Source organism: Escherichia sp. TW14182 (assembly GCF_000208525.1).
GTDB classification, from domain to species: domain Bacteria; phylum Pseudomonadota; class Gammaproteobacteria; order Enterobacterales; family Enterobacteriaceae; genus Escherichia; species Escherichia ruysiae.
Genome location: NZ_AEJZ01000060.1, coordinates 1 through 13,222, shown reverse-complemented (window position 1 = coordinate 13,222; position 13,222 = coordinate 1). Strand labels below are relative to the sequence as shown.

Annotated in this window: 16 protein-coding genes and 1 pseudogene; all 17 read right to left on the bottom strand. The window is 50.4% G+C overall.

Annotated features, from left to right (window positions below):
• On the bottom strand, positions 1-2,480 hold a 2,480-nt coding region (gene traG / locus EQY_RS0105825; RefSeq protein ID WP_000063111.1), incomplete at its 3' end, for a conjugal transfer mating-pair stabilization protein TraG.
• The gene (traH, locus tag EQY_RS0105820) at positions 2,480-3,886 is read right to left on the bottom strand and encodes a conjugal transfer pilus assembly protein TraH (protein ID WP_024212432.1); all 1,407 of its coding nucleotides are present in this window, start codon (positions 3,884-3,886) and stop codon (positions 2,480-2,482) included. The genes traH and traG, both read right to left, overlap by 1 nt.
• 63 nt (positions 3,887-3,949) lie before the next feature.
• Positions 3,950-4,327, bottom strand: coding sequence for a hypothetical protein (locus EQY_RS0105815; protein WP_000159734.1), 378 nt, complete (start codon positions 4,325-4,327; stop codon positions 3,950-3,952).
• Between the two features lie 134 nt (positions 4,328-4,461).
• The gene (locus tag EQY_RS0105810) at positions 4,462-4,959 is read right to left on the bottom strand and encodes a hypothetical protein (protein ID WP_138984109.1); all 498 of its coding nucleotides are present in this window, start codon (positions 4,957-4,959) and stop codon (positions 4,462-4,464) included.
• A gap of 92 nt (positions 4,960-5,051) precedes the next feature.
• Positions 5,052-5,171: pseudogene (locus EQY_RS27280) on the bottom strand (type-F conjugative transfer system pilin assembly thiol-disulfide isomerase TrbB); the annotation flags it as partial.
• Between the two features lie 38 nt (positions 5,172-5,209).
• Positions 5,210-5,590, bottom strand: a complete 381-nt coding sequence (locus tag EQY_RS0105805) for a hypothetical protein (protein WP_236942195.1) — start codon at positions 5,588-5,590, stop codon at positions 5,210-5,212.
• A gap of 5 nt (positions 5,591-5,595) precedes the next feature.
• A complete protein-coding gene (trbB, locus tag EQY_RS0105800) occupies positions 5,596-6,171 on the bottom strand; it encodes a type-F conjugative transfer system pilin assembly thiol-disulfide isomerase TrbB (RefSeq protein WP_000265826.1) in 576 nt (191 codons plus the stop codon).
• 1 nt (position 6,172) lies between these two features.
• Complete coding sequence (locus tag EQY_RS0105795; RefSeq protein WP_000196436.1) at positions 6,173-6,445, bottom strand: hypothetical protein; 273 nt, start codon at positions 6,443-6,445, stop codon at positions 6,173-6,175.
• A 12-nt stretch (positions 6,446-6,457) separates the two neighbouring features.
• A complete protein-coding gene (locus EQY_RS0105790; protein WP_000038416.1) occupies positions 6,458-6,790 on the bottom strand; it encodes a hypothetical protein in 333 nt (110 codons plus the stop codon).
• Positions 6,791-6,825: 35 nt separating this feature from the next.
• Complete coding sequence (traF, locus tag EQY_RS0105785) at positions 6,826-7,611, bottom strand: type-F conjugative transfer system pilin assembly protein TraF (RefSeq protein WP_001247978.1); 786 nt, start codon at positions 7,609-7,611, stop codon at positions 6,826-6,828.
• A gap of 1 nt (position 7,612) precedes the next feature.
• Complete coding sequence (gene traN / locus EQY_RS0105780) at positions 7,613-9,547, bottom strand: type-F conjugative transfer system mating-pair stabilization protein TraN (protein ID WP_000832268.1); 1,935 nt, start codon at positions 9,545-9,547, stop codon at positions 7,613-7,615.
• A complete protein-coding gene (gene trbC, locus EQY_RS0105775) occupies positions 9,544-10,116 on the bottom strand; it encodes a type-F conjugative transfer system pilin assembly protein TrbC (protein ID WP_038808897.1) in 573 nt (190 codons plus the stop codon). The genes traN and trbC overlap by 4 nt, the downstream gene beginning before the upstream one ends.
• A 195-nt stretch (positions 10,117-10,311) precedes the next feature.
• On the bottom strand, positions 10,312-10,632 hold the full coding sequence (locus tag EQY_RS0105770; RefSeq protein WP_001097417.1) for a conjugal transfer protein TrbD: 321 nt from the start codon (positions 10,630-10,632) through the stop codon (positions 10,312-10,314).
• On the bottom strand, positions 10,619-11,197 hold the full coding sequence (gene traP, locus EQY_RS0105765; RefSeq protein ID WP_000427934.1) for a conjugal transfer pilus-stabilizing protein TraP: 579 nt from the start codon (positions 11,195-11,197) through the stop codon (positions 10,619-10,621). The genes EQY_RS0105770 and traP overlap by 14 nt, the downstream gene beginning before the upstream one ends.
• A 32-nt stretch (positions 11,198-11,229) precedes the next feature.
• The gene (locus EQY_RS0105760; protein WP_001291976.1) at positions 11,230-11,673 is read right to left on the bottom strand and encodes a hypothetical protein; all 444 of its coding nucleotides are present in this window, start codon (positions 11,671-11,673) and stop codon (positions 11,230-11,232) included.
• Positions 11,670-12,665 carry a conjugal transfer pilus assembly protein TraU gene (traU, locus tag EQY_RS0105755; protein ID WP_024212429.1) on the bottom strand — a complete coding sequence of 332 codons (996 nt, stop codon included), beginning with the start codon at positions 12,663-12,665 and terminating at the stop codon, positions 11,670-11,672. Before traU ends, EQY_RS0105760 begins: the two co-directional genes overlap by 4 nt.
• A partial coding sequence (gene traW / locus EQY_RS0105750; RefSeq protein WP_000324681.1) for a type-F conjugative transfer system protein TraW occupies positions 12,665-13,222 on the bottom strand: 558 nt, incomplete at its 5' end. The genes traW and traU, both read right to left, overlap by 1 nt.

Genomic DNA, 13,222 nt, shown 5'->3' with positions numbered 1-13,222 from the left:
CCTTCTGAAGCCCGCAACCGGTTTTCCCTGAATTCCTGCTCCAGCTGGGGTTTCAGTTTCTCATCCACAAATGCCTGCGCCAGTTGTTCCCGCTCCGCCCGCAGTGACGGATTTCCGGCATCGGTCAGCACGGTCGTGGCACGTCCCGGTGCAGACTGATGCACATAGTTAACAAACTCCTGACTGTAGTTGCTGTTAATACTCGCGCTGTTATTCTCTGCGTAGCTGGCCATCTGAGCATATTCATGACTGCGGTTAAGTGCATCATTATACTGCTTAATCTGGCTCTGCAAATCGCTCAGGTTGCTGGCCAGTTGCTCAGACAGGGACGAAGAGGCATTGTCAGTATGGCTGCTGTTATCCGTCGTGCGATGGTTATTAATGACATCCATGGCATCACGCACATCTTTTGTTTCCTGTGCGGTCAGGCTACGGTCATGCCCTGTTTTTGAGCTGATATCTGAATTAATTCCATGAGACGACCTGTCGGAGCCTTTATAACTGAAATCAGCCTGGGCTTTGGCACTGAGAAAACCAAACAGTTTATCTTTACCAACGCTTCCTGATACACCTGCAGTAAAGTTGCCACTTTGAGACTTATCCAGCACCTCCGTAACCGCTTCAGACGTACTGATACCGGCACGTTTTGCCAGTGAATCAGCCACGCTGTTCAGTTTGTTGATGGCCTGCGTCAGTGTGGTGGCCCGGCTGCTGTCAGCACCACTTACCACCGTATCGCTGTTGCCCCGCTGCTGCGCCCACTGTGTCAGCTGGCTGCCGACCAGCTGGCTGCCATGACTGATGCTGTTACTGAGACTCTGCACCTGGCTTTCCGCCTCGCGCTGTTGCGCCTGATAGCTGCTGCTGAGCATGCGACCAAACTGAATATCCGTCGCCAGACTGGAAATCGCCGATTTACCATCATGCAGAATGCCCCCGCCTGCTGTTTTTGTTGTTGTCGCACCGCTGGCATGCTGGGTCAGCATCTGACCGTCACGCACGGACTGGTTGGTGTCCCATTTAAAGCCGGAGACATTCTCCATCTGCATGTTGTTAAACGCCCACGTACCGTCTGCGGCCTGAGAGGCAGCAGACGAGGCTGTGCTGTTAATGGATGAGCCCAGATAGTTCCCCGCCTGTGAAACCACACGCCACAGACCAAACACCAGGCCGGCAGCAATAAACGGAATCGAATTTGACAGCCAGGCTGCCATCAGCCCGATATCACTGTGAGTCTGCTGGATGGTATTCAGGTTCGACAAAGAGAAGTTCATTCCCTTCGTTTCGCCTTTCAGGTAAAACGCCATCGCGTAGTTCAGAATGGCATACAGTGGTGGCCAGCTCTGCAGATAAACAAGGGAGAACACATAGCCTTTCAGCACCGGCAGTGTCAGACCATGAATGGTGGCCAGCAGAATGATTATCGGGAACATTCCGACCAGCATGGCCATCAGGACAGTATGCATCACCGGCACAAATGTGGCCGCCAGCCCGCCTGATGCTGCCCAACTGAGGCGCATTTTGCTGTTCGATGACTGGTCCGCCATATTCACCAGACTGGCGACGTTGCCGCTGGCTGCCGTATGGGTGGTGATACCCTGTTTTATGGCATTCATCACCACATTCTGGCGCAGGATTTCACTGGCATCCCGTCCGCCCTGATAGTAGAAGCCATAGCTGTCCGCCATCATCAGACCGAACAGCGTATCGGCGCTGGCACGGGGGCCAATGAAGCGGTTCACATAGTAATCCCAGGTCTTTCCGCCCTTTGTCGTATCCACTTTCAGTTCACGCTTCAGCACGTTGTTGGCCAGCGCCTCACAGGTCTGGAATCCTGCCTGCGCCAGGCTGTTGCCACGTGGCACAATCACGCCACGCAGCGGACTGGGTTTGCGGAAGATGATTTCATAAGGGTCAGATGACTGCATCAGTTCAGCCATGCTGTATTTGTGCGACAGCATAATGTCGCCGATAACACACTGCTGCACATACTCGCTCAGCAGCATGGCCAGGTCACTGTTCTGCGCCACCACATCCGTGGTGTTGGCCATCAGGGTGGCACCAAACAACATACCGGTTTTGCTGTATGCCACGGAATCCGGCGTATGGAACACGGAGTCATAAATTTTTGTCAGGGAGCCACCAATACCGGTGATAAACCGGAACGGCACCGACAACCCGGTCGGCACATTATCCACCCGCAGCACCAGTGTGGGATTCGTCATATCGATGATATGCACGGTACGTTTCGGAATAACCAGCACACTGGTTATCAGAATGAACACCGCAATAAACTTCAGCACTTCCTTCGGGTCATGGCCCCGGATATAAACAAAAAAGAGTGCCATCGCGGAGAAGAATCCCACAATATGAAACAGGGAGTCCCATGTGGATGTGCCGATAAGCGTGGCCACGCCATTAAATGCCGCCTGGAAGAACTCACCGCCACTCATGACATAAACGGTATCCACCATGCTCATCAGTTACCTCCTGTCGTCAGCTGTGCAGAGGATACAGATGTATAGTTCAGGTTCTGCTCATAACGACTCATCAGTTGCGTGGATACCTGCTGACGCAGATAACCCATGCGCTGCTCCAGCTCCATCAGAGTGTTCGCCTTCACATCCACCTGAGCCTGCAGCCCTTCCAGCTGGCGGGAGGCTTCAGAGAAGTTCTCCCGTAACATCTTCATCTGCTCTTCCGGGAAGTTTTTACTGCCGGCCTGCACCCGGGCCTGACTCAGCAGTTCGTTCAGGTACTGCAGCAGGATGTCATAGGCAATGTAATCGGAAAGTGACGGGTAGAAAGTGGAGATGTTCAGCATCTGCGGGTCAACCAGGTAACGCAGAATGGGCACACTGGTGCTTTCAATAAACCCTTTTTCCTGGCTGGTCAGCGGGTCATCACTGACCAGTTTGTCAGAGATATTCTTTATCATGTTCTGCACACGCTGGTTCAGACTGTTATTCTGGCTGACCGTCACTGTGCGATTATTTGTTTTGGTGCATTTTTTAGTATCCGTGCAACCAAAAATAGTGGTCTGTCCTCCGTACATCAGTGCACGAATGAGTCCCTGATGATTAGCCTGCGGGCCAATAAATTTAATTTCACCTTTATCATCAAAAATCAGCGTCCCGGTGATGTTCATCACCAGCTCCATCAGCTCGGTATTGCCCTTCATCATGTCGTTCTTCTGCAGGATATCCCACATCAGATTACGGTCTTTCATCACCTGGTCTTTCATGTTTTCCGGTGCCTTATCCAGCACCTTATTCATCTGGCCACCTACCGTGCATCCCTGCCTCGAGGCAGCCCAGTCGGAGAACATATTGGTTTCACCGGCAATGTCCTGACAGATTTTCTGGGACTGTACGGTGTTCTTCGGCCACAGACCGCCGATGATGCCCTGCGCAGCCTGGCAGGAGGAGACATTCATGTTGTTGAGGTCACTGGCCAGCTTCTGCATAAAATCCTTAACCTGTTTCATCCCCGGTACGGCAGTCTGCAGCGCCAGGTCAAAAAAGTACCCCACAGCGTTCCCCATCAGCTGCTTCACAAAACGCTCAATCTGTTCGCTGTTGATAAAGGAAAAGGAGCCCAGATAAGCATCAATACCACCACAACCGGCGGTAATATGCGGTGGAGTAAAGGAGGCTATCTGCAGGGTATTCACCTGATTGCGTAAGAACAGATTGCCGCCGGTGGCATAGCCTGCCGCCTGCCCCTGCCAGACAGCTGCGCGGGTGGCATTGCCCTCGAAGCCCAGCTTGTTGAAGAATTTGTTCAGGTCATTATTGACGTCAGCCTGCGCAGGCAACGCCAGCACAGCAGCAACCAGGCATGACAACGTTACCCGCCGGAGCAGGAAAGAAGATTTTCTGTTCATAATCGCAAGGACTTAAAATCGAAATGATGGGGGAAGGAGAAAAAACAGAGCAAATATCGGCACTCAATGGCTGACATTGTGCTTCTTACTCTCTCTGGACAAACGGTATTTCAGCAAACGTATTTTTATAGCCCCTGTAGAAAAAACAGCAGCAACTGCAAGTACATATGTCGCCCAAAAACCTGCACCGATAGCCCATAGCGTCCAGGGGATGGCATACATCAACACATTCCACATCTGGCGATGAAACTGAGCAGCAGGCTCTTTTATCCAGTCATCGATCCACACGTCAAATATCAGGTGCATACTGTAGTACAGTAAACCACCCGCAACCAGAGTAACTAAACCATAATCTATATACACATCTGTCTTTTTATACCGTTTATTCATATCACTGGTAATTTGTTTGATTTTCTGTTGAATTGCTTGTTCCTTAGTCATTTAACTCCACCTTATCTTTCACTTATTAAAAATATCAACAAACACATCACTCCTGCCCCCATAATCAAAAGAATGGATATTTTTCATCTCTGTGCTTTCTCATTTCTGATAAATATTATCTACAACTACCCAAATCAGTGATATCCACTCATAAAAAACCATCCAACTGCGGTCAGAGGAACCTGTATCCAGAACTGAGGAAACACGTAAAGAAATTTATCATCCAGTTTCTCGTCCTGAATATCTCTCTGTATCAGACCGGCCAGATAACAGGAAAGGTACTGGATAATGAACAGCGCTCCTGCCAGCACCGGCAGAGGCCACTTCCACGCCTGTACCAGTAACATACCGGCACACTGCAGAACGAGCGAAACAACCACACAACACCAGAGCACCCGTCTGCTGATTTGATTGTGCGGTAAAATACTGCTGAAAAAAGCAACCCCCATACAGATAAATGCGCACAGAAAAAGAAAAATCATCATAAACAAATATCTGAATGGCAGTGCTGTAATACGCTCCCATAAAAACACAAAAGCCAGATAATCCCTGCATATAATGTAAATGCCACCAACAAGACTGACTGCTAACACCATATACGCCATACAATATTGTGGTTTTCTGAAACTCATGCGTCACTCCATTCAGAATACAGCTTCACCGGTAACGGAAGGCAATATTTAATTCAGACAGCGAGATATATTTTTATGCTCCTGCGGAATATTTATTTTTGTTTTTTCATTATTTCATGTTTTCCCTTCGCCGAAACAGCAAATCCCAGCGCCTCATCAATACGCTGCCTGAGCGTCTGCTCATCCACAATGCCACACAGCAACGGTAGGGTAATGGTAAGGAATTAATCAAAACTGCCACGCTGCGGTATTACCGGCTGACGTGCTGTTTTGCCCTCAATTTTCTGAAGATACGACAAATCCCTTCATACGTAATATCCAGTAACTGTCCCGCGACACCTGTCACAATAGCACCGCAACCAAGTGCATAGAAAGTCCAGGGAATAAGGTACATCACCAGATTGATGAGAGGTTTCAGTGTTGCATATTCCCCGATAATAACAGGGTCAGTAGCCATGCCAGCAATCCCTGTATCGCCGGTATGCTGCCCATATATTGCCGCAAACATTCCCTGCCATAACCAGTTACTTATCCAGCCAGCGATCAGAAACATGGCTCCACATATTATCAACACGATACATAGCTTTTCCGTGAACATCCGGATCTGCATATCCTTCTTTTTTTCACTCATGGCTCTCATTTTTCACCCCCTGTTTTACTCTTTACTCCCGTTCCGGCAGCATTCGCAAATCCCAGCCCTTCATCAATACGCTGCCTGAGAGTCTGCTCATCCACAATGCCATACAGCAATGGCAGTGTTTTCAGGGTATTCACTTCCACCAGGAACGCTGCCGGGGTCACCGGTCGCATATTGCTCCACATATCACGAATCACAGCTTCTGTTGCCGGAATGGCATCCGGAAAAGACACATCGCCCATGCCGTCCAGGGTGTACGGGAAAACATCCAGCCCCATCTGTGCGGTCACGCGCTTCAGTAACGGGTCAAACTGCTGGCAGTAACCACAGCGTGACTGCATGAACAACACCAGTTTGTAGTTCTTCAGATTGACCACCCGGCCGTCCGGCAGACGGTAATCCCGGCGTTCAGGGACTGCGGGAGCCACAGGTGATGAAGAAGTGACTGTCGTCTGCACCTGGCTGGCCTTACCCGGCGTTGTCTTGTGCGCTTCAAGCTGGCGCAGCTCTTCCAGCGTGGACGCCTGTGCACCGGCAGCAATCAGCAACACGCCCGTCAGGGCCTGCTTCCACATATCACTGCTCTCCTGCCGGTGCTGCGTGCCATTTCTTCCAGGCATGAAAAGCAGCCAGTCCCAGACCGAATAATCCCATCGTCGCCCCGATAACAAATATCGCCAGTGCATCACGAGCCAGCGTCATCTGGTACAGGGCGTATGCCAGTTCATCACTGACAGCCTCTGCTGGCAGGGACAGAAGACCGGCCAGATAAAACCAGATAACGGAGGCAACCATCAGCACCATTCCCGGGTACATCAGCAGATTTTCAGTAAAACGTTCGCGAGTCATATATCTCTCCATTTATTGCCTCTCACATTCTTTCCACATATTTTCCAAGACTTTCTGATAATGTTTATTTCCGCCATGTCCGGCACTTTTTATTTCCAGTAACTGATGAAATGATTTATCCTGTGAAATAATTCTTTTAATTTCCTCCACTGTCACACTGGTATTACAGTGTTGTTTTTTCGCATTCACGACATCTGATGCAACACTTGCAATATCCGGCTGAACACCGGACAGTTTCTGAAGATAATCTCCCGTATATTTATCCGTGTTATTTCCGGCACTGACAGCTGAAAATGAAATAAGTGATACACAGAATAAAGTCGACAAACATAATTTCTTACTCATAAGAAAAATCTCCATCCGGATAAAATAAATGTTTTTCACGATCGTGGCGCAAAATCTGTCGCCACACTTAAAAATCGTTTCATCAGGTCATCCTGCGTCATAAAGCCATAAGCCAGCGGCTGGTAACGCTCTGCCCCCGGTTCAACCAGGAAAAGTGCCGGCAGATGCGTCACACCCAGGCGCTGAGCCTGCCCACTGTCAGGACGCGTCTGCGGCAGTGCCTCGCTCCGGGCACCGTCCATACTGACCGGAATCAGCGCAACGTTGTATTCGTCAGAGAAACGCTGCACCACCTTTGCAAGCTCACCATCCAGTGCATCATTCCCCCGGTAAAAGAAGAACAGCCCGTACTGACTGGCCAGCTGACGAATGGCAGCCACCTGACGGTTCTGGTCAGCCTGCAGCTGCAGCGGAACCGTGCTGTTGTAGTGGCTGTACTGCAGGTTGTAATCCAGCTCCGGATGCATCAGCAGGGATTTGGTGGCCACGGCACTGAAGCGACTGGCCTGACTGGTCCAGAAGTTCTGCATCTTCATGTAGGCCGTAAAATTCTCCACCGTCGGGTAGAGAATGGCGGTATTCAGCCGCTCCTCCGTCATTCGCTGAAGGACCTTCATCTGTGCTGTCGGAGGAAGAGATGTCAGGGGAACTGTGGCCGGTGGCGGCGTTTCCTCCTCATCCTGTTTCTGAGGTTCGTTGTACCAGTGCCAGCCCACTATCGGTTCGTCCACATAGGTACGGACCGGTTCACGTTGCGCTCGCCCATGACCGGATATCAGCAGCCCCAGCGAGGTAATAAGCAGTAAAACAACCGGTCTCATCTTACTGTCCCTTTCCCGCGGCCTGCTGCAGCGCCGAAGCAACCTGCTCTTTCACACGTTCAGCCAGTTCACTGTCTGACGGAATGGTGGTGCCGGCATTCAGGTCACTGTAGAAGTTGCTGAAATCCATCCGGTCAAACCGCAGCGACTGCAGCTCTTCCACCGTGATGCCCCGGCAGTCAGGATGCTTTCCGCTGCCAAAACCGATACCCAGCTGCCCTTTGCGCCCCTGAGCCTGAACAATCTGTGCCAGCTTCGAATCAAACTGACAGTAGGCTTTCTTCTTCTGCAGGCACACACCCAGCGCCTTCTTCGAGCAGTATGTGCCGATATAAACGGTGAGCAGTTTTTCTTTGGCTTTCCCCAGCGCCTTTTCTTCACTGTCACAGTGTGCCAGACCAATGCCCTGTCCCCAGCCGGAGTCCTTACAGCAGTTGTTAAATCCGGCGATGGCCATCCGGCACTCCACTGGTTTGCCGGTGAACGCCCGGACATTCACATCATTCATGGCAGCCACATCCTGTGCCGCAGCCGTGACCGCTGCCAGCGCCGATACCGCCTTACCAAAACCGTCAGATGTTCCGTTCTCAATGGCGTCACATTCACCGTTTGCACAAACCAGCTGACCGCTGCATAACTGCGCTTCCCCGGTCACCTTTTTCTCACAGGAGAAGGTCACTTCTTCCTGAAGACAGGCGCTGCCACTCTTTTCCTGGCAGTTCACGCGCGATGCCGTACAGGCCGGATTCTTCATATACACATCACAACTGCCGTTATCCGCTTCCTGTTTCAGATACGTGTCTTTCCAGGCCCAGCAGTCGCTGTAAACGGTATAGGTTTTCCCGTCGATATTAATCGTCCTGTTCCCTCCGGCTTCCGTGCACTGACTTCCCTGCAGGACTTCTTCAGCCTTATTAAACGGGCAGGTTTCCACCCACTCCACAGAAGGCTTATGTTCGGTAACCTCAACATCCAGAGTCAGTGTTATTGTCACCTGCACAGAGGCCATGTTTTTTAAAAATTCAAAGGTCTTTGATGTCTTCATCACCGGGAATGACTGCCCGGCTGAAACCTGCATATCCGTATCAAACGCCTGATGAATCCGGCCCCATCCATCCCGCACAGGATATGTGCAGTGTGAATTCTGACCTCCCGTACAAATAGTATCCCTGCGGGGATACACCACAACGTCGACAGGAAAGTCCCGCCCCATAAGACTGATGGTTTCTCTGACAGAAGCCTTACACTTCTCTGAAATGCTTTCCCGGTTACAGTTGCTGTTCCAGGGAATAATCAGACGCTCACCATCAACGGCAACGTGCAGCAGTCGTCCCTTTTCCGGGATACTCAGTGCACCGTTCCATTTCCAGTTTGTAGTGCTGTAATCAAGCGTGACAACCTTCTGGTAAGTTCTGCGTACTGTTTTCCGGACAACATTGTCCTTTATGCCGGCCTTACGGGTGCAGGTCAGCTCGGCCGCCGGTGTCCGCTCACAGACATGCGACGTGATTTCCGTTTTACTGACATTCACGGTTTCACAGTTGTCATACGTGCCGTTCGTGACGATATCGGCTTTATCCTGGACATCAAAACCGCCACTGATAAATGGCGCATCCATAGAAATGGGGTCTTTGGGGCGATTCATGATGACTTCTGACGTCAGTTTTCCCACTTCCGAATTATTCAGGGCACTGGCGCCTGCACTCTCAAGGCTGGCAGAACTGGATGATGTCACCCCACCGTAATGTGCCGATTCCGGCGGATTTTCGGTATAACCGGGAATCACCTCTCCCGGCTTAAAGTTATTCAGGACACCTGAGCCATTTCCCTTCAGGCTGTCCGCAAACTGCTTCCCTGAACTGTATTTATCACTGGCCTGCAATCCCGTTCCGAAGGTGGCCAGTGCTGCCAGCATCATCACGATAACGCGTTTCATCGTTCACTCTCCCTGAGAATCGCTTCAGCCACCGGGGCACATTCCCCCTCCTTCGCCACCCGCTCCAGTGCCGCTTTCAGGCGGATATTGCCGCGAATCAGGTCATACCGTTCACCACAGGTCACTACCAGTGCCGGCACGGATGTGATGCCGTATTTCGCAAATTGCGTCGGGTCTATCTGAACACCGCCGGTATTTTTCTCCCGGGTAATACGGAATACGGCCTCTGCTGTTTTCCGGAAGTCATTGTCGATGAGTCCGTTAACCAGTGCGGGGATACCCAGCGCCCTGGCCTCCGGCAGCATGCGAATCAGACCATCTTCCGGTATGGAAAACGATAAAAAATACAGCGCACGCGGTGTTTTCTTACTGCGGGCGGATGCCTGCTGCGATTTCCGGGTCAGACTCTGTATCCACGCATCATTATGTTTTCCGGGCACTGGCTGCTGCAGAAACTCCGGTACAGTGGCCTGCCGGCGCAACATATCACTCTGGTCACGCAGGGATTCAATAAAAGCCGCACTGTCCTGCGAAGCACAGACAATGCCGGGAGACAGCATGCAGGTCATGGCTATGCTGCAGACAGAGACAATCTTCCACACAGTAATACTCCTGATTAAAATTCACGGAAAACAGTCAAAAGCAGAGGGTGAGGTGTACTGGCAATAGCGGATATCACTGTTTGTTCTTTTTTAAGCAATCATCTGATAATGTTTTTTTCTGAAGGCTGCCGGAGCAATATTCCTCAGTCCGTAAAACTCAGGCTACTTCACTTCTCCTTTTTTATTATTCCCCACAACAGAAGAAATGAATTCGACCATCAGATTCGTTTTTCCTGCACCGGGTTGTCCGAAAACTGCTGTATTTCCCGAAGAAGAAAATAAACTCTTCGACATACCGTTCTTCATCACACCAACAGCGGCCATATTAAAATTGTGCGGCAACGATTCAGGAGTGAATTCCTTAGGTGCAGAAAGAATTATTCTTGTGGTGCAGTTACTGAGAACAGCATGAATAAAATTATCTGATACGGTTTTATCCAACACAGAACGGCAAGTAATAACATTAATATTACGCGTGTTCATTTTTATCTCCGTTGTTTCTGTTTGTTCTGTCTTCAGGGAAATAAACATGGCATTTCCTGATTTTTTCCAACAAGGAAGCATCTTCCGTATACACATCCTTCAGACATTTATCTGCGCTTGCAACACAGATACGTTTTTTGTTCTCCGGGTCTTTTCTGGTGAACAGCGCCAGTGAAGCATATACCAGTGCCAGTATTGCCCATAATGCAGAGCCTCGTTGCATCAGTGAACGGTCAGTCTCCCTGGCATACTCTGCCGCATCTCCCCGGCGAAAACCACACGTTACAGACGGAGGCATTGCCAAATCAGAACCAAGATTATCCGTACAGTATCGGACCGGATATAGTCCGGCTGGTGTTCTGTCTCTTACATATTCGATCTCCTGAGCCAGTAATTTTCCCGGCGTGGTATTGTCCTTCCATAAAACCAGCAGAGCCATCAAGGCCATCGTGCCCAGCGGCAGAATAATAGTGTACATCAGACACCAGGACAGCCCACGCAGAACACAGGCAACAACATACCTGGCAGCAGAGCATGTCCTGCGAAAAAACGGAATATTTTCCATTGACACTTCCTTTCTGATTACGGTAATTAAATTCAGCCTTTTTTATATGAATGTCGATAATTTCTGTCTTCCTGATAGCATATCTCGGGGAAACTGATCACAAACTCAACGGTTTCACCTTTATCATGACTAAAAAGAGGCTTTAGTATTTCTTCGTTTTCAAATTCAGTTCTGAATGCTGCCACATTCCGTACAAAGCAGGACATATATTCATATTTTTCATTCCTGAACATCCCCTGTAAATCTTCACCATATTGAAAAGCATACTGACAGATTCGCTCGTACAGGGATGATTCAGTTACCGTGACATAAACTGCGCCTTCTGTAATGAAATTACTGACACGGATATCCGCACTAATATGAACTTCACCTCTGATTCTGTTACTGAATCGCTCTTTATCATATTCTGCGATCATAAAATCATCCTCAGATATCAATTTTTCAGTATCGTTTTTACTGTCATATTTTTCACTCACAGGAACACACAATTGCGCTTGCGCCAGATAAGGTAGCCGTAGTTCTTTTTGGTATTGGGGGACGCATGACCGGCCTCCCAGGCCATCACCGTTCGCCCGAACGGGTGACAGGCTTTCGTATCCGGATGCATGTTCACCATCTGATAGCGAAAACGGTCTTTCGGCATAATCGGCGAGTAATATTCCTTGCAGACCTTCTGGTCCTCACCGATGCTGTTCAGGATCATCCCCTGACGGTGCAGTTTGAACGCCATACGCTCCGATAACAGCACCGACGACTGTTGTGGGCTGAATTCATCAGAAATATTTCCGGTAAACGGGTACAGACTGCCGTGTGAACCGGCACACCAGAACAACGCATTGATGGGTTTCCCCTTCACCGTTTTAATCGCATCTGCGGCACAGGCCCCCTGTGCAATCGGGTTAGCCACCACCAGAGCTTCCGGTGAGAGAATTAACGACAGCGCATCATCATCCCAGGTCGGATCAAGTTCAGACAGATACCCAATATCCAGATCCCCACGCTGCAGACAGGCAATCGACATGATGATATTCAGCCAGTATGTCAGCGGGTATTTGTACCAGTGCACATGATAAAAACCACCTGCCACGGGTCGGTCTTCCTGCCCTGCATTACCAGCACCGACTTTTCCGACCGGAATATTGAAGCCGCCCAGATTAACCATGCAGTACGGCGAACGGGTCACGTCCGTCAGCGCAAAAGGCTCCCAGTACCCAATCGCCATGCCGATGCGGTAACCCACCGGCACCAGAGGACAAATCTGCAGGGGCATGGACGGGTTATCTGTATCCGGTGCATCACCGTCAAAGACCGAAACATCTCCGATGCTCATCGGGAAAATGCACTCCCAGCAGATATCGCTGATCGGGTTAACAAAATTCCCGTCACACATTTTATCCTTGTCTTCTGCCAGCACATTTCCGGAATACAGCCCCAGCGCAATCAGAACGGCTGTCAGCGTCTTTCTTATCACGATTTTCCCTCCGGCATAGCTGCCGATGTGACAACCAGTGAACTCCCGTCCTGACGCACCACTGCCGGTATCCAGGTCAGCCCGAAGCGACGGCTCAGGGTGCCATCCTGATCAAAATAAATTCGCGTGTTCAGCGCCTTTGTGGCATCACGGATATTTCCCCCGACCAGTATCACCTTACGGTTCAGTTCTGCCGGCTGCTGCTTAAACCATGCCACCTGTCGTTCATCATCCGCATCCAGAAAATACAACGGCCCGGCTAATGACACGGTATCCAGCGGGTTAATACGCTGTCCTTTACGGGCAAAAATGCGCCCGTTCTGATCTGCCATATCGGCTGTCACGCTCACTGTCGGATCAACACGGTGTGTGTGCGACCGGGTGTCTGTCTGCAGCCCCTCCACCGGCTTCGGACGCAGCGTGTTCTGCACCACCCGTTCCTTAAACTGCGTCTGCATCTCTGCCAGTTGCCCGCTGGCCTCCATGCTCTCCAGCCGTTGATGGATCAGGGAAAGCATGCTCTGCTCCTGCACCGGCCAGAGATCACCCTGCAC

Coding starts and splice junctions, on each gene's coding strand:
- EQY_RS0105815 (WP_000159734.1), bottom strand. CDS start 4,327: ATGACTAAGGAACAAGCAATTCAACAGAAAATCAAACAAATTACCAGT.
- EQY_RS0105790 (WP_000038416.1), bottom strand. CDS start 6,790: ATGAGTAAGAAATTATGTTTGTCGACTTTATTCTGTGTATCACTTATT.
- trbC (WP_038808897.1), bottom strand. CDS start 10,116: ATGACCTGCATGCTGTCTCCCGGCATTGTCTGTGCTTCGCAGGACAGT.
- traF (WP_001247978.1), bottom strand. CDS start 7,611: ATGAGACCGGTTGTTTTACTGCTTATTACCTCGCTGGGGCTGCTGATA.
- traH (WP_024212432.1), bottom strand. CDS start 3,886: ATGAACAGAAAATCTTCTTTCCTGCTCCGGCGGGTAACGTTGTCATGC.
- EQY_RS0105770 (WP_001097417.1), bottom strand. CDS start 10,632: ATGAACACGCGTAATATTAATGTTATTACTTGCCGTTCTGTGTTGGAT.
- traN (WP_000832268.1), bottom strand. CDS start 9,547: ATGAAACGCGTTATCGTGATGATGCTGGCAGCACTGGCCACCTTCGGA.
- trbB (WP_000265826.1), bottom strand. CDS start 6,171: ATGTGGAAGCAGGCCCTGACGGGCGTGTTGCTGATTGCTGCCGGTGCA.
- EQY_RS0105795 (WP_000196436.1), bottom strand. CDS start 6,445: ATGACTCGCGAACGTTTTACTGAAAATCTGCTGATGTACCCGGGAATG.
- EQY_RS0105810 (WP_138984109.1), bottom strand. CDS start 4,959: ATGAGTTTCAGAAAACCACAATATTGTATGGCGTATATGGTGTTAGCA.
- traP (WP_000427934.1), bottom strand. CDS start 11,197: ATGGAAAATATTCCGTTTTTTCGCAGGACATGCTCTGCTGCCAGGTAT.
- EQY_RS0105805 (WP_236942195.1), bottom strand. CDS start 5,590: ATGAGTGAAAAAAAGAAGGATATGCAGATCCGGATGTTCACGGAAAAG.